The organism is Micromonospora vinacea (genome assembly GCF_015751785.1).
GTDB classification, from domain to species: Bacteria; Actinomycetota; Actinomycetes; order Mycobacteriales; family Micromonosporaceae; genus Micromonospora; species Micromonospora vinacea.
This window is the reverse complement of sequence record NZ_JADOTY010000001.1, coordinates 2,431,006-2,453,356: the sequence shown is the minus strand read 5'-3', so window position 1 is coordinate 2,453,356 and position 22,351 is coordinate 2,431,006. Positions and strand designations below refer to the sequence as shown.

Annotated in this window: 22 protein-coding genes; 9 read left to right on the top strand and 13 right to left on the bottom strand. The window is 72.1% G+C overall.

Going from position 1 to position 22,351, the window contains the following annotated elements; genetic code table 11:
- Positions 1–15: 15 nt before the first annotated feature.
- Positions 16–1,314: an MFS transporter gene (locus IW249_RS11810; RefSeq protein WP_196920763.1), complete on the bottom strand. Its 1,299-nt coding sequence runs from the start codon at positions 1,312–1,314 to the stop codon at positions 16–18.
- Entirely contained in the window at positions 1,311–1,940 is a 630-nt protein-coding gene (gene pdxH, locus IW249_RS11805) for a pyridoxamine 5'-phosphate oxidase (RefSeq protein WP_196924749.1), read from the bottom strand. Before pdxH ends, IW249_RS11810 begins: the two co-directional genes overlap by 4 nt.
- A gap of 279 nt (positions 1,941–2,219) precedes the next feature.
- Between pdxH and IW249_RS11800 the strand changes: the two genes are divergently transcribed.
- The 3 genes from IW249_RS11800 (at position 2,220) to sepH (ending at position 5,915) form a co-directional block, all read left to right on the top strand.
- Complete coding sequence (locus tag IW249_RS11800) at positions 2,220–3,326, top strand: citrate synthase 2 (protein ID WP_091395245.1); 1,107 nt, start codon at positions 2,220–2,222, stop codon at positions 3,324–3,326.
- A 196-nt stretch (positions 3,327–3,522) separates the two neighbouring features.
- Entirely contained in the window at positions 3,523–4,650 is a 1,128-nt protein-coding gene (gene serC, locus IW249_RS11795) for a phosphoserine transaminase (RefSeq protein ID WP_196920762.1), read from the top strand.
- Between the two features lie 185 nt (positions 4,651–4,835).
- Positions 4,836–5,915, top strand: a complete 1,080-nt coding sequence (gene sepH / locus IW249_RS11790) for a septation protein SepH (RefSeq protein ID WP_196920761.1) — start codon at positions 4,836–4,838, stop codon at positions 5,913–5,915.
- A gap of 53 nt (positions 5,916–5,968) precedes the next feature.
- On the opposite strand, the gene IW249_RS11785 is transcribed toward sepH, so the two are convergent.
- Together IW249_RS11785 and IW249_RS11780 are read right to left on the bottom strand one after the other, a co-directional pair.
- The gene (locus IW249_RS11785; RefSeq protein WP_196920760.1) at positions 5,969–6,790 is read right to left on the bottom strand and encodes an alpha/beta fold hydrolase; all 822 of its coding nucleotides are present in this window, start codon (positions 6,788–6,790) and stop codon (positions 5,969–5,971) included.
- Positions 6,791–6,804: 14 nt separating this feature from the next.
- On the bottom strand, positions 6,805–7,470 hold the full coding sequence (locus IW249_RS11780) for a DUF4097 family beta strand repeat-containing protein (protein ID WP_196920759.1): 666 nt from the start codon (positions 7,468–7,470) through the stop codon (positions 6,805–6,807).
- A 238-nt stretch (positions 7,471–7,708) separates the two neighbouring features.
- Here IW249_RS11780 and IW249_RS11775 point away from each other — a divergent pair, with 238 nt between their 5' ends.
- Complete coding sequence (locus IW249_RS11775) at positions 7,709–8,476, top strand: helix-turn-helix domain-containing protein (RefSeq protein WP_196920758.1); 768 nt, start codon at positions 7,709–7,711, stop codon at positions 8,474–8,476.
- Here the strand turns inward: IW249_RS11775 and thpR are convergent.
- The 5 genes from thpR to IW249_RS11750 form a co-directional block, all read right to left on the bottom strand.
- Positions 8,446–9,024, bottom strand: coding sequence for an RNA 2',3'-cyclic phosphodiesterase (gene thpR / locus IW249_RS11770; RefSeq protein ID WP_196920757.1), 579 nt, complete (start codon positions 9,022–9,024; stop codon positions 8,446–8,448). The two genes, IW249_RS11775 and thpR, sit on opposite strands and share 31 nt — an antisense overlap.
- Positions 9,025–9,037: 13 nt before the next feature.
- Complete coding sequence (locus tag IW249_RS11765; protein ID WP_196920756.1) at positions 9,038–9,547, bottom strand: hypothetical protein; 510 nt, start codon at positions 9,545–9,547, stop codon at positions 9,038–9,040.
- A gap of 96 nt (positions 9,548–9,643) precedes the next feature.
- Positions 9,644–10,927 carry an MFS transporter gene (locus IW249_RS11760; protein WP_196920755.1) on the bottom strand — a complete coding sequence of 428 codons (1,284 nt, stop codon included), beginning with the start codon at positions 10,925–10,927 and terminating at the stop codon, positions 9,644–9,646.
- A 72-nt stretch (positions 10,928–10,999) separates the two neighbouring features.
- Positions 11,000–11,449 (bottom strand): MarR family winged helix-turn-helix transcriptional regulator, encoded by a 450-nt coding sequence (locus IW249_RS11755; protein ID WP_030486369.1) that lies wholly within the window; start codon positions 11,447–11,449, stop codon positions 11,000–11,002.
- 119 nt (positions 11,450–11,568) lie between these two features.
- A complete protein-coding gene (locus IW249_RS11750; RefSeq protein ID WP_196920754.1) occupies positions 11,569–13,047 on the bottom strand; it encodes an NCS2 family permease in 1,479 nt (492 codons plus the stop codon).
- A gap of 88 nt (positions 13,048–13,135) precedes the next feature.
- On the opposite strand from IW249_RS11750, the gene IW249_RS11745 reads away from it, so the two are divergent.
- Positions 13,136–13,381 (top strand): DUF2530 domain-containing protein, encoded by a 246-nt coding sequence (locus IW249_RS11745; RefSeq protein ID WP_196920753.1) that lies wholly within the window; start codon positions 13,136–13,138, stop codon positions 13,379–13,381.
- A gap of 36 nt (positions 13,382–13,417) precedes the next feature.
- Here IW249_RS11745 and IW249_RS11740 read toward each other — a convergent pair whose 3' ends face one another.
- A complete protein-coding gene (locus IW249_RS11740) occupies positions 13,418–14,257 on the bottom strand; it encodes a DUF3027 domain-containing protein (RefSeq protein WP_231392488.1) in 840 nt (279 codons plus the stop codon).
- An 88-nt stretch (positions 14,258–14,345) separates the two neighbouring features.
- Here IW249_RS11740 and IW249_RS11735 point away from each other — a divergent pair, with 88 nt between their 5' ends.
- A complete protein-coding gene (locus tag IW249_RS11735) occupies positions 14,346–15,947 on the top strand; it encodes an MFS transporter (RefSeq protein WP_196920751.1) in 1,602 nt (533 codons plus the stop codon).
- The gene (locus IW249_RS11730; RefSeq protein WP_196920750.1) at positions 15,944–16,594 is read left to right on the top strand and encodes a futalosine hydrolase; all 651 of its coding nucleotides are present in this window, start codon (positions 15,944–15,946) and stop codon (positions 16,592–16,594) included. The genes IW249_RS11735 and IW249_RS11730 overlap by 4 nt, the downstream gene beginning before the upstream one ends.
- Before the next feature lie 43 nt (positions 16,595–16,637).
- On the opposite strand, the gene IW249_RS11725 is transcribed toward IW249_RS11730, so the two are convergent.
- Entirely contained in the window at positions 16,638–17,507 is an 870-nt protein-coding gene (locus IW249_RS11725; RefSeq protein WP_196920749.1) for a helix-turn-helix domain-containing protein, read from the bottom strand.
- 403 nt (positions 17,508–17,910) lie between these two features.
- Here IW249_RS11725 and IW249_RS11720 point away from each other — a divergent pair, with 403 nt between their 5' ends.
- The gene (locus IW249_RS11720) at positions 17,911–18,759 is read left to right on the top strand and encodes a 1,4-dihydroxy-6-naphtoate synthase (protein WP_196920748.1); all 849 of its coding nucleotides are present in this window, start codon (positions 17,911–17,913) and stop codon (positions 18,757–18,759) included.
- On the opposite strand, the gene IW249_RS11715 is transcribed toward IW249_RS11720, so the two are convergent.
- Together IW249_RS11715 and IW249_RS11710 are read right to left on the bottom strand one after the other, a co-directional pair.
- Positions 18,720–19,106, bottom strand: coding sequence for a cold-shock protein (locus IW249_RS11715; RefSeq protein WP_196920747.1), 387 nt, complete (start codon positions 19,104–19,106; stop codon positions 18,720–18,722). The two genes, IW249_RS11720 and IW249_RS11715, sit on opposite strands and share 40 nt — an antisense overlap.
- Before the next feature lie 27 nt (positions 19,107–19,133).
- Positions 19,134–19,757: an HAD family hydrolase gene (locus IW249_RS11710; protein WP_196920746.1), complete on the bottom strand. Its 624-nt coding sequence runs from the start codon at positions 19,755–19,757 to the stop codon at positions 19,134–19,136.
- A gap of 83 nt (positions 19,758–19,840) precedes the next feature.
- Between IW249_RS11710 and IW249_RS11705 the strand changes: the two genes are divergently transcribed.
- On the top strand, positions 19,841–22,324 hold the full coding sequence (locus tag IW249_RS11705; RefSeq protein WP_196920745.1) for a helicase-associated domain-containing protein: 2,484 nt from the start codon (positions 19,841–19,843) through the stop codon (positions 22,322–22,324).
- Positions 22,325–22,351 lie beyond the last annotated feature (27 nt).

The window sequence follows — 22,351 nt, the reverse complement described above, 5'->3', positions numbered from 1 at the left end:
GGCGACCCTAACCGGTCAGGTCCGGTCGCCGCTCGACGCCGCCGCCGCCCGGTAGCGCAGCAGCGCCGGGAACGCGACAGCGAGCACCACCACGAGCACCGCGGAGGCGAGCCCACCGGCCACCCAGGCCACCCCGCCACCGAACCCGGCGGCCATGGTGCCGGCGCGCAGGTCGCCCAGGCGCGGGCCACCCGCCACCACCACCGTGTTCACGCCCTGGAGTCGGCCGCGCATCCGGTCCGGTGCGTAGACCAGCAGCATCGACTGACGCAGCACCGCGCTGATCAGGTCGGCGGCGCCGGCCACGGCGAGCAGCACGACCATCAGCCAGAGCTGGTGGGCCAACCCGGCTGCGGCGATGGCCAGGCCCCAGCCGACCACAGCGAGCACCAGGCCGAGCCCCTGCCGCCGGAGCCGGCCGATCCAGCCGGACGTCAGCCCACCGATCATCGAGCCGATCGCGATGGCGCTGTAGAGCAGGCCGACCGAGCCACCGCCGCCGAACCGCTCGTGCGCGATCTCCGGGAAGAGGGCCCGTGGCATGGCGAGGATCATCGCGATCAGGTCCACCCCGAAGGACAGCAGCAGGACCGGGGTGGTGGCCAGGTAGCGGAACCCGTCGACGACGCTGGCCAGACCGGCACGCCGGGCCTGGCCGTCGGCGGTGGGCTCGGGCGGGAGCGAGGGCAGCCGCAGCGCGGCCCAGAGCATCGCGGTGAACAGCACCGCGTCCAGCCCGTAGGCGATCGGCAGGACCACAGTGGTGTCCGGCGAGGCGGAGAGGATCAGGCCGGCGGCGAGCGGGCCTGCGACCGAGGCGGCGGTGAAGGTCGTGTAGTTCAGTGTGGTGGCGGACGCCACCAGGTCCTCCGGCACCAGCCGGGGCAGCATGGCGCTGCGGGCCGGCGAACTGATCGCGAAGGCCACCGACTGCAACGCCATCAACGCCAGCAGCAGCACGGGGCTGCCCACGTCCAGCAGTGCCTGGAGCAGCAGCCCGAGAGTGGATGCCCAGAGCAACAATGAGCCGCCGAGCAGCACCGCACGCCGGTCGCGGGCGTCGGCGACCGCGCCGCCCCAGAGCCCGAAGATCAGCAGCGGTACGAAGGCGGCCACTCCCAGCAGGCCCACCCAGAACGAGTCCCGGGTCAGGGCGTACATCTCCACCGGCACCGCGACGGCGGTGAACTGGAAGCCGAACATCGCCACCGTGTTGCCGAGCCAGAGCCGGCGGTACGCCGGAACCCGCAGCGGGCGCACGTCGATCGCCCAGCGGCGCGCAGCGCGCGGCCGGGACTCCTGCACACCCGTCACGGCGCCAACCGCTCGACGATCCAGCCACCCGCGTCGAGGCGACGGAAACGGAGCCGGTCGTGCAACCGGCTGGCCCGGCCCTGCCAGAACTCCACCGACTCGGGTTGGACCCGCAGCCCGCCCCAGTGCGACGGGGTCGGGATCTCGGCCTGGTCGGCGAACCGGCCGGCCGCCTCCTGGTACCGCTCCTCCAGCGCCGCCCGGCCCGACACGACCTGGGACTGCGGGCTGGCCCAGGCACCCAGTTGGGAGCCGCGCGGCCGACTGGCGAAGTACGCCTCGCTCGTGGCGCGGTCGACGGGCGCGATCCGCCCGGCGACCACCACCTGACGCTGCATGGGAAACCACGGAAAGACGAGGCTGGCGTACGGGTTGGCGGTCGCCTCGACGCCCTTGCGCGACAGGTGGTTGGTGAAGAAGACGAAGCCCTCCCTGTCGTACCCCTTCAGCAGCACCGTCCGCCCGCTCGGCCGGCCGGCCGAGTCGGCGGTGCCCACCACCATGGCGTTCGGTTCGGGTAGCCCGAAGGCCACCGCGTCGGCGAACCACCTGTCGAACTGGGTGTGCCATTCGACGGCCAGGTCAGCCTCGGTCAGGCCCAGGTCCGCGGCGTACTCGTTACGCATCGCGGCCGGGGCGGGTGTGTCGCCCGTCACGTCCCCACTCCTTTTCGCGGGCCCCGCCAGCACCCTCCCGCGCTGACCAGCCCGCCCTGCCCCAGTCTCACCGAGCCGGGCGGAGAATGCGCGTCCGGGGATGTCGCGTGCAGCACAGTCGCAGCGGGTCGCGTATCCCTTACTCAGCAGGCAGTATGTTCCGAACACATCCCTGAGGGTCGCCTAAGGCGCTCGGCCGATCGGGCCGGATGAGCGATCGGGCGCACCGACCAGATCCAGGAGAGCGACATGGCCGATTTCAAACCCGGGCTGGAGGGCGTCGTCGCCTTCGAGACCGAGATCGCCGAACCTGACCGTGAGGGCGGTGCGCTGCGCTATCGCGGAGTCGACATCGAGGATCTGATCGGCCAGGTGTCGTTCGGCAACGTGTGGGCACTGCTGGTCGACGGCCGGTTCGGGCCGGGCCTGCCGCCGGCGGAGCCGTTCCCGGTGCCGGTGCACTCCGGTGACATCCGCGTCGACGTGCAGTCCGCGGTCGCCATGCTGGCCCCGTACTGGGGTCTCAACCAACTGCTGGACATCTCCGACGAGCAGGCCCGTGAGGATCTCGCCCGGGTCTCGGTGACGGCGCTCTCCTTCGTCGCCCAGTCCGCTCGCGGCCTCGGCCTGCCGGCGGTGCCGCAGAAGGAGATCGACAAGGCGCAGACCATCGTCGAGCGCTTCATGAAGCGCTGGCGCGGCGAGCCCGACCCGCGGCACGTCAAGGCCGTCGACGCGTACTTCATCTCGGCCGCCGAGCACGGCCTGAACGCGTCCACCTTCACCGCCCGCATCGTCGCCTCCACCGGGGCGGACGCGGCTGCCTGCATCTCGTCGGGCATCGGCGCCCTCTCCGGTCCGCTGCACGGCGGCGCCCCGTCCCGGGTGCTCAGCATGCTGGAGGCGGTGGAGCGCAGCGGCGACGCGGAGGGCTACGTCAAGGGCGTCCTCGACCGCGGCGAGCGGTTGATGGGCTTCGGCCACCGCGTCTACCGTGCCGAGGACCCGCGCGCCCGAGTGCTCCGGCGCACGGCCAAGGAGCTGGGCGCACCGCGCTTCGAGATCGCCGAGGCGTTGGAGAAGGCCGCCCTCGCCGAGCTTCAGGCCCGTCGCCCGGACCGGGTGCTGGCCACCAACGTCGAGTTCTGGTCGGCCGTGGTGCTGGACTTCGCCGAGGTGCCGGCGCACATGTTCACCTCGATGTTCACCTGCGCCCGGATGGGCGGCTGGAGCGCGCACATCCTGGAGCAGAAGCGCCTCCAGCGGCTGGTCCGCCCGTCCGCCCGCTACATGGGCCCGGAGACCCGCAAGCCGTCCGACGTCGAGGGCTGGGCGGCAATCCCGCACGGCGTCTGAGCGATAGACAGGGGCCCCTTCTCGACGCCGCGCGTCGGGGAGGGGCCCCTGCTCGACGACTGCCGAGGCCGACTGTGGCGAAGGACTCAGACCGACGGCCGGGACCCCGCCCATCGCCGTCCGGCCCGGGTGCGAGGATGGGGGCCGGCAGTGTCGCCGGGCCCGCCCTCGCCCTTGCGGAAGGATCTTCAAGACCGTGGCTGACGCACCGATCATCCGGATTCCCGATGAGATCAAGCCCGCCGACGGACGTTTCGGCTGCGGCCCGTCCAAGGTCCGCCCGGCGGCGGTGTCCGCTCTCGCCGAGGTCGCGACCAGCTACCTGGGCACCTCGCACCGGCAGAAGACGGTCCGTGACCAGGTGGCCCGGCTGCGTTCCGGCATCGCCGAGTTCTTCTCGCTGCCCGAGGGCTACGAGGTGGTGATCGGCAACGGTGGCACCACGGCGTTCTGGGAGGTCGCCACCTTCGGCCTGATTCGCGACCGGGCCCAGTTCGCCAGTTTCGGCGAGTTCGGCGCCAAGTTCGCCAAGTCGGTCAAGGACGCCCCGTTCCTGGGTGACCCGACCGTCCGCAAGGCCGACGCGGGCAGCGCACCGACCCTGGTCGCCGAGTCCGGCGTGGACGCGTACGCGACGCCGCAGAACGAGACCTCGACCGGTGTGGCCGTCCCGATCAGCCGGGTGGCCGGGGCCGACGAGGGCGCGCTGCTGCTTGTCGACGCGACGTCCGGCGCGGGTGGCCTGGAGGTCAACGTCGGCGAGACCGACGTCTACTACTTCGCCCCGCAGAAGTGCTTCGGCTCCGACGGTGGTCTCTGGCTGGCCCTGATGTCCCCGGCCGCACTGGACCGGGCCGCCGAGATCAAGGCGTCCGGGCGTTACATCCCGGCCTTCCTCGACCTGGTCACCGCGATCGACAACTCGCGGCTGGAGCAGACCTACAACACCCCGGCGCTGGCCACCATCTTCCTGGCCGCCGAGCAGACCGACTGGATGAACGCGCAGGGCGGTCTGGCCTGGGCGGCGAAGCGCACCGCCGAGAGCGCCGCCACCGTCTACGGCTGGGCCGAGCGGTCCAGCGTGGCCACCCCGTTCGTCACCGACCCGGCGCTGCGCTCCAACGTGGTCGCCACCATCGACTTCGCCGACGGGGTGGACGCCACGGCGATCGCCAAGGCGCTGCGCGCCAACGGCATCGTGGACACCGAGCCCTACCGCAAGCTCGGTCGCAACCAGCTGCGGGTGGCGCTGTTCCCGGCCGTCGAGCCGGCCGATGTCGAGGCGCTGACCGCGTCCATCGACTACGTGGTCGAGCGACTCTGACGTTCGTCACGGTCGGTGTCCGTTGGGCCCTCCACGGACACCGACCGTAGTCATCGCCGCAGCTCAGTCACGACATGCGGGGTGTCGCTTCCCCCACCCCGAGGCAGATGCGCGTACGGTGGTCCGAGACGCCTGGGTGGCCGACTCGTGGCGTGCGGCCAGCGAAGCGGGACGGAGGCAACGCTATGCGCCCAGTACGCTTCGTCGCCCTCTCCGAGGACGGCCATGCCCTGGTTCTCGCCGACGAGGTTGGGCGGCTGCTCGCCCTGCCGATCGACGAACGGATCTCCGGTGCGCTGCACGCCGAGCCCGGTGCGCCGCCGCTCGCTGTGGCGCCGACCGCGGCCGACCCGGTTCCGTCACTGTCCCCTCGGGACATTCAGGCCCGCATCCGCTCCGGTGAGTCCGCGGAGGATGTCGCCCGGATCGCCGGGGTGCCGGTCGACCGGGTGCTGCGCTATGCCGGCCCGGTGCTGCAGGAGCGGGCGATGCTCGCCCAGCACGCCCGCCGCACCCGCCTCAAGGGCGCGGAGAAGCCCACCCCGCTCGCCGAGGTGGTCAACGGTCGGCTGAGCCAGCACGGCATCGACACCGAGAAGATCTCCTGGGACGCGTACCGGCGTGACGACGGCACCTGGCGGATCATCGCCACCTGGCCGTCGGGCAAGGCCACCGCGCAGGCCATCTGGGATCTCGACAAGACCCGGCAGTCGGTCGCCCCGCACGACGACATGGCGCAGTACCTGTGCGCCGAGCGGCCCACGCCGATCCTCGGCCAGGAGCCGGCGCCGGAGCGGGGCGGGCATGCCCTGCCTGGTCCGTCGCGTGGCGAGCCGAGTCGTGGTGGGCACGGGTTGCCGGCGGCGTCCGAGCACCCGCGCCCTGGCCGCGATCCGATCCGCGCCGGCCGGGACGCGCTGCTCGCTTCCCTGGACCGCCCGCTCGGCGCCTCGTCGGGTCGCGGGCTGGAGCCGCGTACCCCGGCTGCCCTTGCCGGTTCGGACGCGCCCCGGCAGCGGCCGGTCGGTGGGGGTGCCGCCGCGTTGCTCGGCGGTGGCCAGGGCTCGGCCTTCGACGACGATTCGGACGCGCCCAAGGAGGTGCCGGCCGTGCCGTCACTGGCGGTGCTGCGGCCCCGCCGGACGGGCGCCGCGGCAGCCGCTGGCGGCGAGTCCACCGACGCCAACGGCAAGCCCCGTAAGCGGCTGCCGAGCTGGGACGACGTGCTCTTCGGCAGCGGCCCGGCCGCCCGCGAGTCTTCCTGACGCCTCGCGTCGACGGGTGACAGCGTGCACCCGTCGACGCGAGCGTCCGGACCTCACCGAATGCCGTTGCGATGAGGGGCGGCGACCCCGCGTACGGCCTCGGCGACGGCGGCGAAGTCCTTCTTGAGGATCGCTCCGTGGTTGCTGGCGACCTTCGCGCCGATCGTGATGTGCGGGTTGCGGGCGGTCACCGCGTCGAGGCTGGTCCGGATCTGCTCCTGCTCGTCCCCGCGACTGCCGAGGGACGTTCCGGAGGCGACCACGTACCGCACGGGGACGGTGATGGCGTCCAGCACCGGGCCGAGTTCCCGCTCGCGGGAGAGTTCGCCGAGTTCGATGTTGCTGTCCGCCATCTGGTCGGCGTTCATCCGTGGGGTCAGGCCGGTGGGGCGCAGCAGCGGCATGAACAGGTTCATCCGTCGGAACATCTTGCGGATCCGCTGCGCCATGGCCTCGTCGAGCCAGTCGTGGGGGAACGCGCCGTCGACCAGGACGGCGCCCAGGGCCCGCTCCGGGTTCCGGTTGACCCAGTGTGCTCCGACCACCGCGCCGTAGGACCAGCCCACCAGCACCGCCTGGTGCACCCCTCGGGCGGCGAGAACGGCGTCGACGTCCCGGACGGCAGCCTCGAACGAGTAGTCGGCTGAGCGCTTCGACTTCCTGCCGCGAGCCCGCTCGTCGTAGGTGATGTGCCGGAACCCGGTGCCGAGGTCGGCGACGACGCGCCGCCAGTACCCCTGGGTGGCGAACTGGCCGTTGAGGTAGACCACGGGGATGCCGGGACCGCCGGTGTCGGTGACGGCCAGGGCCGTGTCGTCGACCGGCACCATGCCGGTCCACGCCGAACTGGTCGAGGTCATGCTGTTGTTCGTCATCTCGATCCGTCCTTTCAGAGGCTGCGGGCGCTGATGTCGCCCTGCATGGTGCTGGCGTGGATGTCGAGCTCGATGGTGCCGTCGTTCTTGAGGGAGTTGCTGACACGGCCGTGGCCGGTGCCGGCGTCCAGGGCGGCCGAGACGCCGGCCGCCGCCACGACCGAGATGTCGCCGGACTGGGTACGGAGGACGACTGTGCCGCGCATGGCCTCGGCGACGGTGATGTCACCCCGGGCGGTGCTGATTTCGGCGGGGCCGTTGAGCCGGCCGACCTCGACGTCGCCGTCGATGGCGGTGAGGCGGACGCTCGCGGCCTCGTCGATCTTGATTTCCCGGTACGCCCCGTCGACGGCGACGTCGCCGAGGCGGCCGACGCCCCGAAGTTCGGCGCTGGCGGCCCTGGCCTGGACGTGGGAGCCGGCGGGCACCTGGACGGTGACCTCCAGGGAGCCGGAGGGGCCCAAGAGCTTGTTGATGGGACGTGCTGTCGTGATTCGCAGGACGCCGTCGGCGTAGGTGACAGTGGTCTGCTCGGCGGCCCTGGTGTCGCTGCTCTTGGCGGGGTCGGCAGGGAGGACCTCGACGGTGGTGTCGGAGCGGTCCGCGGCGATGAGCTGGATGCGTCCGGCGGGGATGTCCAGGACGGCGGAGATGGGGGCGGGTGTGGCGAACGTCTGCATCGTGCTCTCCCAGGTCGGTGCTTGTTTCTGATGTGGGAAACGCTACGTTGCTTTCCAGTTTTTGCAACACCCTTGTTGCAGTTAAGCAGAGTTTTAGCTGTTCGAAGCCATGAAGTTGTTGCAACGGCCCTAGATCTAATGCAACGTCGCTGACGTTTACGTTGCATTGGCGTGTGAGTTAACGCTATGGTGGCGGGGTCTGGGGCCACCGCCCTACGGGACCACCAGGGAGATCGCGATGCCGGGAGGCAGGCTCACCCAGCAGGAACGCCAGCAGATCGCGCTGGGGCTGGCCGACAGCCTCCCCTACGCCGAGATTGCCCGACGCCTCGACCGTCCCACCTCGACTGTCACGCGCGAGGTGATGCGCAACGGCGGCCCCACCGGCTACCGCGCCGATCTGGCCCACCGCGCGACCGAGCGCCGCGCCCACCGGCGCAAGCCCGCCCCCTCTCGTGGGGTCGAGGCGGCCGGCCGCCCAGACGGACGCGACGCCCAGGCCGTGGCCGACTACGAGGAGACGTTCACCACCGTCCTCATGGCCTCCGGTCTGAACAAGATGGGTGCCCGAGTGTTGACCAACCTGTTCCTCACCGACTCGGGCAGTCTCACCGCGTCCGAGCTCGCCCAGCGCCTCCAGGTCAGCCCGGCGTCGATCTCCAAGGCGATCACCTTCCTGGAGAGCCAGAGCCTCGTCCGCCGCGAACGCGACGAACGCCGCCGCGACCGCTACGTCATCGACGACGAGCTCTTCTACCAGGCGACGATCGCCAGTGCTCGGGCCAACGACCATCTCGTCGCGACCGCACGCCAGGGCGTCGCTCTCCTCGGCGCGCACACCCCCGCCGCCGCCCGGCTGGAGAACATCGCCCGCTTCCTCGACTTCATCAGCGAGAGCATCACCCGCGCCGCCGGACAGGCCCGCGAGGTTCTCCGCAGCAGGCCTTCCACAGCGACCAGCGACGTGCCGCCGGGTCACAGCGACCAGGCGGCGATCCGTTCGTAGCGCGGTCGGCCGCCGAGGTAGCTGCGCACCAGCACCAGCTCCGACGCCGGCCACGATGGCCCTTCGTACCCGTCCAGGCTGGCCCGGTCGGCCTCGACGTCGACCGGGTCCATCCGGTCGCCGGGCCGGGCGACGGTCAGGTGCGGCCGAAATGGCCTGTCGTCGCAGGGCAGCCGGCCGTGGCTCAGCCGGGACCGAATCAGCCCGGCCAGCACGTGCAACGCCTCGACCTCCCCCCGCAGGTCCACCCACAGCACTGTGGATCGACCCCGACCGAACCGGCCACCGCCGCCGAGACTCAACCGGGGTGCGGCGTTCCGGCCGTCCCGGAACCGCTCGGCGGCCAGGCCGAGCGCACTCTCCACCTCGACCAGCCGGTCAGACTCGACGGCGCCGAGGAACGCCACTGTGAGATGCAGGACGGCCGGATCGGCGAGCCGGACGTTGACGCCAGCGGCGGTCGCCGCCGCGACGCGCAGACGGGCGACCTGTACGCCAAGGTGATTGACCGCCTGGACGGACGGGCGGACCGCGACGAAGAGTCGCACAGTGTGCGGCCGCTCAGCGGTGCCGCTGCCGGAGCCCAGCTCGGGCCGCCGGCAGGGCCAGCCCGGCGGCGTGCAGCACGCCCTCCACCCGGACCCGCTCGATCTCCTGATCTACGCCCTCCAGCTCGGCGAGGTGTTCGGCGATGCCGAGGGCGCGGCAGGCGAGGCGAAGCCGGTCGTCGTACGCCTGGAGCAGTGCGCTGTGCCAGACCATCGAGCGACCGCTGCCGCCGACCCGCTGACCGCCGAGACGGCGCAGGTCGGCGGCGAGCTGCTCCAGCGGCCGACGGTCAGCGCTGTCGAACTCGCTGAGGTCGATGTCCCGGGTCAGCGCGTCGGCCTCGATGGCCCGGTCGAGACGGGCGATGGTGCGTTTCTCCCGGCGGCGGTCACGCCACTCGGACCAGCCGCAGACCACCCGGTCGAGGATCTCGTCGTAGCAGAAGAGCAGGGCGAACGCCGCCGGCAGAGTGGCCACGGCGAGGAACGCCAGGGCCAGCATCAGCGCGCGTCCGACTCCCACGTATCGACGCTAAGCCCCACCGTGCCACCCCGCCACCGGTTTCGCCGCATCCGCGCGATCCGCGCAACCGGACGCGGCCGGCGCCGGTGGTAAACCTCAGCAGTCGGCGGAGGTGACGTAGAAACGGGGCATCGGCAGAACCCGGAACCGCAGCCGGGCACCGGAGTGGCGGAGCTGCCAGGTGAGGGCGATCACCGCGGCGGCCAGCGAGATGAGCCCGCCCATCCAGATGCTGGCACCGGCACCGTAGTGCTCCGCGACCCAGCCGATGAGCGGCGCGCCGACCGGGTTGGTGCCCAGGAACACCAGCACCCACAGGGCCATCACCCGTCCCCGGAAGGCCGCGTCGACGCCCATCTGGATCCGCTGGTTGGCGGCCTGGGCGAAGAAGACCATGCAGAAGCCGGTCGGCACCAGCAGCACCACGACCAGCCAGTACGCCGTGGAGAGGCCGACCAGGGTGCCGAAGCTGGCGCAGGCGATCGCCGCGCCGAGCACCAGCCACACCGACGGGCGGCTACGCCGACCGGTGCCGCTGAGCGCGCCGCCGAGCGCGCCGACGGCCAGTGCCGTGCTGAACAGGCCGAAGGAGGCGGCACCGGTGTGGAAGACCGTCTTCGCCAGCGCGGCCAGGGTGAGCTGGAAGTTGAACAGCGACATGCCGATCACCGACATGATCGCCATTGGCAGCAGCAGGTCGGGGCGACGCCACACGTACCGCAGGCCGTCGACGACCCGGGCGGACGCCCGCTCGTCGCGCGGCAGCAGGGCATCGCGGTGCAGATCGGCCGTGCGCATCCGGACCACGTTGACCAGGGGCGCGATGGAGCTGACAGCGGTGAAGAGGAAGACCGGGCCCACGTCGAACGCGGCGATGGCCAGGCCGGCCACGGCCGGGCCGACGATCCGGGCGGAGTTGAACACGGCGGCGTTCAGCGACAGCGCGTTGGGCAGCAGCGGCGTGCCGACCAGTTCGGAGACGAACGCCTGCCGGACCGGGGTCTCCACCGCGTTGGCAGTGCCGAGCAGCGCGGCGAAGGCGAAGACGTGCCAGAGCTGTACCAGGTCGGTGAGGACCAGCAGCGACATGCCGAGCGCCAGGAGGCTCCAGAAGGCGTTGGCGGCGAAGAGCAACACCCGCTTGTCGTACCGGTCGGCGAGCCGGCCGGAGAGCAGGGTGAGCAGGAGCACCGGGGTGAACTGGCAGGCGGTGACCACGCCGAGCGCGGTCGCCGAGTTGTTGGAGAGCTCGAGGACGAGCCAGTCCTGGGCGATGAACATCATCCAGACGCCGATCAACTTGATCAGCTGCCCGGATGCGAAGAGGCGGTAGTTGCGGACCTGTAGGGACTGGAACATCGTGCTCAGCTTCGCCTGCACTCTTGGTGCGCCTCCTCCGGACGTACGCGTCATCGACAGGTGACGGCACGGACCCGGTGGCGCGGGTGCGGCTCAGGCGCGAGCGAGCTGCTGAAGAATCTCGGCGGCCCTCTGCAGGGTCTCCCGTTCGTCCTCGTCGAGTGCGGCCAGCCGGTGGGCCAGCCACTCGTCGCGGGCCCGCTCGAACTGGTCGAGCACGGCCTGCCCTCCTTCGGTCGCCGCGAGGATGACCTGCCGCCCGTCGGTCGGATGGGGGGTCCGCCGCACGAGACCGCGGTCCTCCAACTTCCCGACGATCTTGGTCATCGTCGGCGGCTGCACCCGCTCCACGTCGGCCAGTTCCCGGGGGGTCATCGCGCCCGCCAGCCGCAGGCTGGTGAGCGCGGAGACCTGGGTGACCGTGAGGTCGCCGACCGGTCGGGCCTGTCGGACCCGCCGGTTGAGTCGGGTGATCGCATCACGCAGCTGGGGAGCCAGCTGCGCCGGTGGCACGCGTTCCGCCGTCACCGTCCGCTCCGTCACAGTAGTTAGCTTAACTAATGAGCATGGCTAACGACATCCGTTATGACCAGGCTCACGAGGGGATTCAGATGGTACGGGCGGGGAATCCCGATCGACTCCCCGCCCGGACGCAGCTCAGCTCAGAGCACCAGGGACTCGATCGGCCCACGCAGGAAGTACAGCACGAAGAGCGCGGCCACCCCGTACAGCAACGGGTGGATCTCCCGGGCCTTGCCCCGCGCCAGCTTGACCACCACGAAGGTGATCAGACCGGCGCCGATCCCGTTGGAGATCGAGTAGGTGAACGGCATCAGCACGATCGTGAGGAACGCCGGGATGGCGATCTCGTAGTCGGACCAGTCGATCGTCCGCACCGCTGTCATCATCAGGAACCCGACCACCACCAGGGCCGTCGACGCCGCCTCGAACGGCACGATCACGACCAGCGGCGCCAGGAACATCGCGAGCAGGAAGAGCGCGCCGGTGACCAGGTTGGCCACACCGGTCCGCGCACCCTCCGCGACACCGGCGGCGCTCTCGATGTACGACGTGTTGCTGGAGGTGCTGGCCGCACCGCCGGCCGCCGCCGCGATCGAGTCGACCAACAGGATCTCCTTGGCCTTCGGCGGGGTGCCCTGCTCGTCGAGCAGCCCACCCTCCTGGCCGACCGCGACCATCGTGCCCATCGTGTCGAAGAAGTCCGTGATCAACAGCGTGAAGATGAACATCAGCACGACCAGCCAACCGGCCCGGCCCCACGAGTCGAGCACGTTGAACTTGCCGAGAAGCGACAGGTCCGGCAGGTCGACCACCGACTTGGGCAGCTCCGGCACGTTCAGCGACCAGCCCTTCGGGTTGGGCTGACCGTTGACGAACGACGGGCCGATGTTGCCGATCGCCTCCACGATCACCGCGAGCACCGTCGAGGCGAGGATGCCGATCAGGATCGCGCCCCTCACCCGCCGGACCACCAGCACCAGGGTGATCAGCAGGCCCACCACGAAGACCAGCATCGGCCAGCTCACCAGCTTGCCGCCGATGCCCAGGCCGACCGGAACTGTGGTGTTGGCGGCGTCCGGGATGCGCCGGACGAAGCCGGCGTCCACCAGGCCGATGATGGTCAGGAACAGGCCGATGCCCACGCCGATAGCGGTCTTCATCTGGGTCGGCACCGAGCGGAACACAGCGGTCCGCAGACCGGTCAGCACCAGCACCGCAATGATCAGACCCTCGATCACCACCAGGCCCATCGCGTCGGCCCAGGTCATCTCGGGAGCGATCTCGTACGCCACCAGGGCGTTGACGCCCAGACCGGCGGCGAGCGCCAGCGGGAACCGGCCGACCACGCCCATCAGGATGGTCATCAGGCCGGCGACCAGCGCGGTCGCCGCAGCCAGCGCGGGAATCGGGAGACTCTTGCCGTCACCGTCGACGGCGCCACCCAGGATCAGCGGGTTGAGCACCACGATGTACGCCATCGTGAAGAAGGTCGCCAGGCCACCGCGTACCTCACGGCTCAACGTCGAGCCGCGGGCCGAAATCTCGAAGAACCGGTCGAAACCGTTACGCGGATGAGCGGGGTTGGGAGGTGTGCCGTTCTCGGGCGGCGCTACTGCCATCAGGTCCTCGCAGGTGATCTTCCGGTTGTCGCGCGCATCGTCCCAGATCGTCGGCGGGCAGGGGAAGTAGATCCCGTACGCTTGCCGAATGCCGAACGAGCAGCCACCGCGGCCCGCGCCCCTGGACCCGCCGATGGTGCCGTTCGCCCTCGCCGGGTTGGTCGCGTGGGCGGTGGCCGGGCTGGTCCTGCTGATCTTCTTCCGGGGTTGGCTGACCGACCACGGTCACCAGAACTGGCTCTGGACCTGCCTCGCCGGCTTCCTGTGGGGCTTTCCGGGCCTCGCCGTGATGATGCGGCACGACGCCAACCGACGCCGCCGCCGCGCGAGGTGAGCTGGGCACCGCGCCGGAGCACACCGGCGCGGACGATCAGGAGTGCCCGTACGGCTCCGCCGGCTCAGCCGCCTCCACCGAGCCCGCGGCCCGGCTGACCGACATGGCCTCCACCGCGCTGTCGTCGTACACCGTGGGCAGCTCGTCGACAGCGGTCTCGGCCGCCTCGATCAACGTCTCGGAGTGGGCACCGCACCCGTGATCGGCGCTCACCACCCGGCCGTCGTCGGGGGCGTAGAAGTTGCCGCACGCCCCGAAGGCCTGCCGCATCGCGCCGGCCAGCGGCAGGTAGAAGCCGCAGGTGCCGCAGCGGGCGGCGGCCGGAGCGGCGGTCGAGATGGCCGCGGCGGGGCCGTGGTCACCGTCGTACCAGCGCTGCGCCGTGTCGATGCGGCCCTCCCGGGAGAGCACGCGGGCGCGCCCGAGGCCCAGCTCCCACGCCGTCTCCTCGACCGCCGGGTCGTCGGAGAGCAGGTAGCCGGGGACCAGTCGATCGTCGTCGGGCGAGGTCGGGAGCAGGTCACCCGGACCCAGGTCGCCCGGCTTGAGCCGCTCCTGCCAGGGCAGCCAGCCGGGCGCGAGCAGCGCGTCCGGGCCGGGCAGCAACACCGTCTCGCAGATGGTCACCGTCTTGCTGCGCGGCACCCGGGTGACGGTGACCGCCCAGCGCCAGCCGTTGTAGCCGGCGAGGCGACATTCGAAGTAGTGGGTGACCAGTCGATCACCCTCGGCCACGACCTGCAGGTGGTCGCCGACATCGTCGGCGTCCACCTCGGTGATGCCGGCGCGGGCCACCTCGACGGCGGCGGCGCAGACCTGGTCGAGACGGGCGGCACGGGTGGAGGCGGGCCTGGTCACCCGACCATTGTTCCCCATGCGCCTCGCAGGGGTGACAGGGACTCCCGGGGAACCTTTCCCAGCAGTGGTGGGGCGTACCCGGATCAGATGGGCGAGGATGGTGGACATGCCGTCGTACTCCCGCTCCGGGCGTTCCGTCCTCGGGCGGACCGTCGGCACCGGCATTCGCGCCATTCGTCTGCTGTTGCGCGGTTCGCTGGGCAGCGGCCGCTGGGTGACCCGCCGGGCCGGTCGGGCCCGGGCCCGGGGTGCCGGTGGCGAGGTCGGCATGGTTCGCCTGTTCGACCTGCACGCGCTCTCCTGTGCCGGCGACACTCTGATCGCCATCGGTCTGGCCGGCACGATCTTCTTCAACGTGCCGCTCGGTGAGGCCCGCAGCAAGGTCGCGCTCTACCTGCTGGTGACCATGGTGCCGTTCGCGATGCTCGCCCCGGTGGTGGGCCCGCTGCTGGATCACTTCCGGCACGGCCGGCGGTACGCCCTGGCCGCGACGATGCTCGGCCGCGCCTTCCTGGCCTGGTTGATCTCCGACTACATCCACGGCTTCGGGCTCTATCCGGCCGCGTTCGGGGTGCTCGCGCTCTCCCGGGCGTACGGCGTGGCCCGCTCCGCGGCGGTGCCCCGGCTGCTGCCGGAGGGCCTCGGCCTGTCCCAGGTGGGTGCCCGGGCCAGCGTCTACGGCACTGTCGCGGGTGCGCTGGTGGCGCCGATCGGGTTGGCCGCGTTCTGGTTCGGGCCGCAGTGGCCGCTACGGGTCGCGTCGGTGATCTTCCTGGTCGGCATGGTGATCTCCCTGCGGCTGCCACCGAAGGCCGACTCGGAGCCACCGGAACGGGTCCCTCGGCCACTGCGCGCGCTGGGCCGCCGCGGTGGCGATCGACCCCTGGGCCGGGGCCGACCGTCCGGCCGGCTGGTGATCGCGACCCTGATCGGCGCCGCGACGCTGCGCGCGCTCTACGGCTTCCTGTTGCTCTTCCTCGCCTTCGCGATCAAGAAGGGCGACCTGACCACAGTGGTGTTCGGCCGGGATCTGGGCGCCGAGTGGGCGTTGGGCGTGGTCGGCGGCGCGCTCGCGGTCGGCACCTTCCTGGCCACCGCCATCGGCACCCGACTGCGCATCCACCGGCCGACCGCCATCCAGTCCAGCAGCATGATCATCGTGGCCGGGGTGGCGGTGCTCGCCGTCATCCAGTTCTCGCTGGTGATGGTCGCCCTGCTCTGCCTGGTCGCCGCAATGGTCAGCGGGATAGCGAAGCTGGCCGTGGACGCCTCGATCCAGGAGCGCATCCCGGAACGGTTGCGGGCCAGTTCCTTCGCCCACTCCGAGACGGTGCTGATGCTCGCCTTCGTCGCCGGCGGCGGGCTCGGGCTGGTGCCGTTCGACGGTCGGATGGGCATCGCCGTGGCCGCCGGGGTGGGCGTCCTGGCCGCGATCCGGGGTGTGCTGGCCGCCGCCCGGCTGCGCGGCGAGAAGCTGGCCGGCCGGCCGCTCGGCGACGACGAGTTGACCGAGGACGAGTTGACCGACGAGCCCGGCGATCCCGCCCCCACCTCACCAGCACCGGCCCAGACCAGCTCACCGCAGTACGACGACCCGAGCCTCGCCCCGCCGGGCTACCACATCTACCGCCCGTCGTCGGCGGTTGGCGGCCCGGGTGGCGGGGCCGACGACGAAACCCGCCGCGAGTCCCCCGGCCCGCTCTCGTGACCGGCCTGCTGGTGGTGACGGCGGTCCCGGCCGAGGCGGACGCGGTCCGCGCCGGGCTGACCGACCTCACAGTGACCGTCACCCCGATCGGTGTGGGCCCGGCCGTCGCCGGCGCCGCCACCGCCCGGCTGTTGGCGCTGGCCGAGGCCGCCGGTCGCCCGTACCGTGCGGTGGTCAGCGCCGGCGTGGCGGGCGGCTTCACCGGGCGGGCCGAGGTCGGCGACACGGTGCTCGGCACCGCCAGCATCGCCGCCGACCTGGGCGCCGAGTCGCCCGACGGCTTCATCCCCGTCGACGAGTTGGGCATGCCGCCCGCGCTGCTCGGCGCCGGCGGCAGGGTGCCGGCGGACACGGGCCTGCTGGCGGCGCTGCGGGCCGCCCTCCCGATGGCCACGGTCGGTCCGGTGCTCACTGTCAGCACCGTCACCGGCACCGCCGCCAGCACCGACGAGCTGCGCCGGAGGCATCCGGAAGCGGTCGCCGAGGCCATGGAGGGGTACGGCGTGGCGGTCGCCGCGGCGCAGGCCGGGGTGCCCTTCGCCGAGCTGCGCACCATCTCCAACCCGATCGGCCCCCGCGACCGGGACGCCTGGCGGCTGCGCGAAGCCCTGGCCGCCCTGACCGCGGCAGCCCCGGCCCTGCGCTGACCGGCCTCCGCCGACCCGGCGCGGCGCTGACCCGGCGGCGCGCTCAGGAGAACCAGCGTTTGTCACGGTGGCCCAGCCGCAGTGCGGCTGCTCGGCGTGCCTCGATGTCGAAGCCGCACGCCAGCAGCAGGTCGGTGCCGAAACCCTCGGCGACTGCGGCCGCGTCGTCGATGCCCGCCTCGCGCATCCCGGTCAGCAGTGCGGTCACCAGCCGACGCCCGAGCCCCAACCGTCGGTACCGGGGATCAACGAGCACGCCGTCGAGCACCATCTCCCGCTCCGGCTGGTCCGGATGCCACTCCCCGTACTCCAGGAACGGGCTCCGCTCGTGGGCCCGCAGCTCACCAACCAGTTGCCCGGCGGGCAGTTCGGCGACGTACCGCCAGCAGGTGGCCGGCAGGTCGCTGCCGACCACCCAGCGCACCTGCGTGGTCCGCCGGATCTCGGCGGCCCACCGCCGGTTGTCGCGATAACGCCGGTTCAGCTCATACGCGGCCGGTGGCAGCGGAAGTGGATACCGCTCAGGCGGCAACCTGTACCACTCCGCCCACCAGGCGCCGGGCCAGTCCCGAGGCTCGTGGACCGGCCAGACGTCCAGGTGAGCCGGGTACCGACGGTCTGCCCCGTCCCGCATGTCGTCGTGCGGAACCGGCGTGGGCTCGGTAACGCCGGAGACAGATGGTGGAACGCCGATGGCCAACTGCCCACCCGCCGCCTGGACGAGGCGTTCCACCGTCCGGAATCGGGGATCGACCGACCGCCCCGACTCGATCCGGGCCAGCGTCGGCTGCGGCACCCCGGATTTCTCGGCCAACTGCCGTTGACTCAGGTCGGCTCGCCGACGCAGCGCGCGGAGCACCGGGCCGAGATCGGCGCCGTCGGCCTCGTCGCTGTGGTCACTCGCCTCGGTCACAGTCCGATGTTCCCGGCTGTTCAGCGAGCTATCAACACCCTGCGCCGAGCTGTGGATAACGCTGTGGACAACCTCGCCGACCGGTGGATGACCTAACTCCCGCGATCCCTTTGGAGCTGAATCGTTTGCGACATCACCAACCTCTAGGGCACCGGGCAAGATCCTCCGGCTCCGGCTCCGGCTCCGGGCGATTCGTTTGCGGCATCAGCTCCAAAGGGAGACTGGGGTGGGTGCTGCACCCTGCTCGACAAGTCGTTTCCACGCGTCGTTCCACCCGGCGGCGTCGCCGCAGCTCGTGCCGCCGCCTCGCCCCGACGCAGATCACAGCTTCGCGTCACGGTCGCGGATCACAGTCGTGGGGTGGGCGCGAACCCTGGGCGGAGGGCGGCGCTACCGTGAGGGTGTGGCGCTCTCCCTGGCGATCTCGCCCTGCCCCAACGACACGTTCGTCTTCCACGCGCTGGTGCACGGGCGGGTGCCCGGCGCGCCGCCGGTCGAGGTGACCTACGCCGACGTGGACGTCACCAACACGGCGGCCGAGCAGGGCGCGTTCGACCTGGTGAAGGTGAGCTTCGCGGCGCTGCCCTGGCTGCTCGACGACTACCACCTGCTGCCCTGCGGCGGCGCGCTCGGTCGCGGTTGTGGCCCGCTGGTGCTCACCCGGGGCGACCGTGACGGCGGGCCGGACCGCACCGACCTGACCGGTGCCACGGTGGCGGTGCCGGGTGACCGGACCACCGCGTACCTGCTGTTCCGGCTCTGGTCGGCCGGGCGGCCACCGGCCCGGATCGAGGTGGTCCCGTTCCACGAGATCATGCCGGGCGTGGCTGCTGGGCGCTACGACGCTGGGCTGGTCATCCACGAGGCCCGGTTCACCTACCACCGGCACGGCCTGAGCGCCCTTGTCGACCTCGGCGAATGGTGGGAGGCCGACACCGGCCTGCCCATCCCCCTCGGCGCGATCCTGGCCCGACGTGGGGCGGTCGACCCGGAGGCGGCGGCCGGCTGGGTCCGCGAGTCGGTCCGGCAGGCCTGGGCGGACCCGGCGGCAAGCCGCGAGTACGTGCTGGCGCACGCCCAGGAGATGGAGCTCGACGTGGTGGACCGGCACATCGGCCTCTACGTCAACGAGTTCACCGCGGACCTGGGCGAGGCCGGTTTCGCCGCGGTGGCGGCACTGCTCGACCGGGCCGCCACCGCCGGCCTGGTGCCTCAGACCTCCAGCTCGCGGGCCACCGCGTGGACCAGCTGAGCGATCTTCTGCGCGGCCTTCTTGTCCGGGTACCGACCCCGGCGCAGGTCCGGCTGGACCTTGGCCTCCAGCACCTTGATCATGTCTTCGACCAGGCCGTGCAGTTCCTCGGCCGGCCGACGGCGCAGCTCCGACATCGACGGCGGCGCGTCCAGCAGCTTGACCCCCATGGCCTGCGCGCCCCGGCGGCTGTCCACCACGCTGAAGTCGACCCGCTGGCCACCCTTGAGGTCGGTGACACCCGCCGGCAGCGCCCCCTTGGGCAGGAACACGTCGCCACCCTCGTCACTCGTGACGAAGCCGTATCCCTTGGCCGTGTCGTACCACTTCACTCGACCCGTAGGCACCTGAAAACCCCTGCTTCACTTGAGCCGCTACTGCTCCAAGGCTAGCTGGATCATCCGGTCGAGCGCCGCTGGGAATTCGGTGAGCTCGTCCAGCACCACTTCCGCCCCGGCCGCGCGCAGCTCATCGGAGGAGCAGGGGCCGGTCGCCACACCGATGCCGGGCACCCCGGCCGCTGCCGCCGCCACCATGTCCGCGACGTGATCGCCGACGTAGTGGGTCGCGCCGTGCTCCCGCAGAGCTGTCGCCTTCTGCTCGGCGAACAGGTCGCCGGCCAACTCGTCGACAGCGAGACCGAGGTGGTCCAGGTGCAACCGGGCCAGCCGGCCGATCTTGGATGTGACGACCAGCACCCGGCCACCCCGCGCACGGATAGCCTCGATGGCCTCCCGCGCGCCGGGCAGCAGGAGCGTCGGGGTGATCGCGTACGCCGGGTACAGCTCGCGATACACCCGCACGGCCGACTCGACCTGCTCCGGCGGGAACCAGTGCGCGATCTCGGTCCGCAGCGGCGGCCCGAGCCGGGACACCGCCAGCTCGGCGTCGACCGGCACACCGGTCCTCGCGGTCAGCGCCCGGTACGCCGCAGCGATGCCGGGGCGGGAATCCACCAGGGTCATGTCGAGGTCGAATCCGACGGTCAGTGCGGGCATGTCGAGAAACGTACCGGCTACTGCCAGTCGGCCGGACGTCCGAGGGGCGCGGAAGCCCGCTGCCGGGCTAGCGTGGAAAGACGATGACCACCTCACTCGCCGACCACCTGCGGTCGCTGCCCGACGAGTCACTGGCCGCGCTCCTCCAGCTGCGGCCCGACCTCGTCGTGCCCGTGCCGGCCGACGTCTCCGCCCTGGCCATCCGGGCCCAGTCCCGGGTCTCCGTGGCCCGCGCGCTGGACGGTCTGGACCAGTTCACCCTCCAGATCCTCGACGCCGCCCGCCTCACCCGGAATCCGGACGACGCCACCACGGCCACCGACACAGTGCTCGCGATGGCGACCTCCGGGCCGCAACCGCCGGCGCCGACGGCCGTCCGGGCCGCCGTGGGCCGGCTGCGTGCGCTCTTCCTGCTGTACGGCCCGGAGCACGCACTCCAGGTGGTGCCCGCCGTCGACGAAGTCGCCCCGTACCCCGCTGGGCTCGGCCGGCCGGCCGCGGAGCTGGACCCGCGCACGGCCGCGCTCTGCGCGGACCCGGCGAAGCTCCGACGGACGGTGCTCGCCGCCCCGCCCTCGGCCCGGGCGATCCTGGACCGGTTGGCGGCCGGCCCGCCGGTGGGCAGCGTGCCGCCCGGGGCGTTGCAGGCGCCGCCGCTCGGCGCGGAGGACCCGGTCCTCTCCGACCCGACCAACGGGGGCGCCCCGGCCGGCTCCCCGGTGCGGTGGCTCGTCGACAACCGGCTGCTGGTCCCGGTGACGACCGGCTCGTCAACGGCCAGCGGAACTGTGGAGCTGCCCCGCGAGGTCGGCCTGCTGCTGCGCCGCGACAGCGGCCCGCTCGGGCCACTACGTACCAGCCCGCCGCCGGTGGCCGCCGCGCCGCGGGAGCCGAAGGCTGTCGACTCGGCCGGGGCCGGGCAGACCATGGAGGTGGTCCGGAACACCGAAGGGCTGCTGGAGCAGCTCGCCGACGAACCCGCGCCGGTGCTGCGGTCGGGCGGCATCGGGGTGCGGGATCTGCGCCGGTTGGCGCGTACCGCCGGGCTGGACGAACCGACGACTGCGCTGCTGCTGGAGGTCGCGTACGCGGCGGGCATCCTCGGTGAGCTGGAGATGCCCGGCGCGACCACCGGCCGGTACGGCGCGGATCAGCAGGTGCTGCCGACCGGCGGGTACGAGGTGTGGCGGGCCGCCTCGCTGGCCCAACGGTGGGAACAGCTCGCCCGTGCGTGGCTGACCATGACCCGGCAGGTGGGGCTGGTGGGCCGACGTGACGACCGGGACCGGCCGATCACCGCGCTCTCCGCCGAGGCCGAGCGGGCCAGCGTGCCGGCCACCCGACGGGCGGTGCTCGGCGTACTCGCCGATCTGGAACCGGCGACGGCGCCCACCCCGCAGGAGGTGCAGGACCTGCTGGACTGGCGGGCCCCGCGCCGCAGCCGGGGCCGGGACGCCGCCCACCGGGAGGTGCTGGCCGAGGCCGCGCAGCTGGGCGTGACGGGGCTGGGGGCGCTCACCTCGTACGGTCGGCTGCTGCTGGGTGACCTGACGTCGACCGACGAGCGGGGTGACGACCCGCTGGGCGTGCACGCGGACGTCGAGAGCGGCGACCCGTCCGGTGCCGCGCGGGCGCTGGACGCGCTGCTGCCCGCCCCGGTCGACCATTTCCTGGTGCAGGCCGACCTGACGGTGGTGGTGCCCGGTCCACCCGAGCCGGCACTCTCGGTCGAGTTGGAGGCGATGACCGAGCTCGAGTCGGCCGGCGGGGCCAGCGTGCACCGGGTCACCACGGCCAGCGTGCGGCGGGCACTGGATTCCGGCTACACGGCCGACGACCTGCACGACGTGTTCCGGCGTCGGTCGCGTACCCCGGTGCCGCAGGGGCTCACCTACCTGATCGACGACGTGGCCCGTAAGCATGGCGGGTTGCGGGTCGGCCTGGCCGGGGCGTACCTGCGCAGCGACGACGAGACTCTGATCAGCGAGGTGCTGGCCGACCGGCGGTTGGAGTCGTTGGCGCTGCGCCGGCTCGCGCCGACGGTGCTGTGTACCCAGTACCAGGTTGGTCGGTTGCTGGGCGCGCTCCGCGACGCGGGGTACGCACCGGTGCAGGAGGACGGCACCGGCAGCACGGTGCTGGCCCGGCCGCGAATCCGGCGGGCACCGGCCCGGGGGACGGTGACCACCCGGACGCTCGATCCGCTGGCCGCCCCGAAGCTGCCCATGCCCCGGCTGCTCGGCGTCGTGGAGCACATCCGGCGGGGTGACGCGGCGGCGCGGGCCGCCCGGCGGGCACCGGCGGTGGTACGCGGCGGAGCGCCAGGGCTGGGCGGCGGCCCGGTGCCGGCGCACACCCACAGCGAGGCCCTGGCGGTGCTCCAGCAGGCGGTCCGGGACAAGGCGCTGGTCTGGGTGGGTTACGTCGACGCGCACGGGGCTACCGCGTCACGCCTGCTCAAGCCGGTGTCCATCGGTGCCGGCTATCTGCGGGCCGAGGACGAACGGACCGAGATGCTGCACACGTTCGCGCTGCACCGGATCACCGCGGCGGTGGTGGCGGACTGACCGGCGGCGCCACCGCGCGGGCGCTGT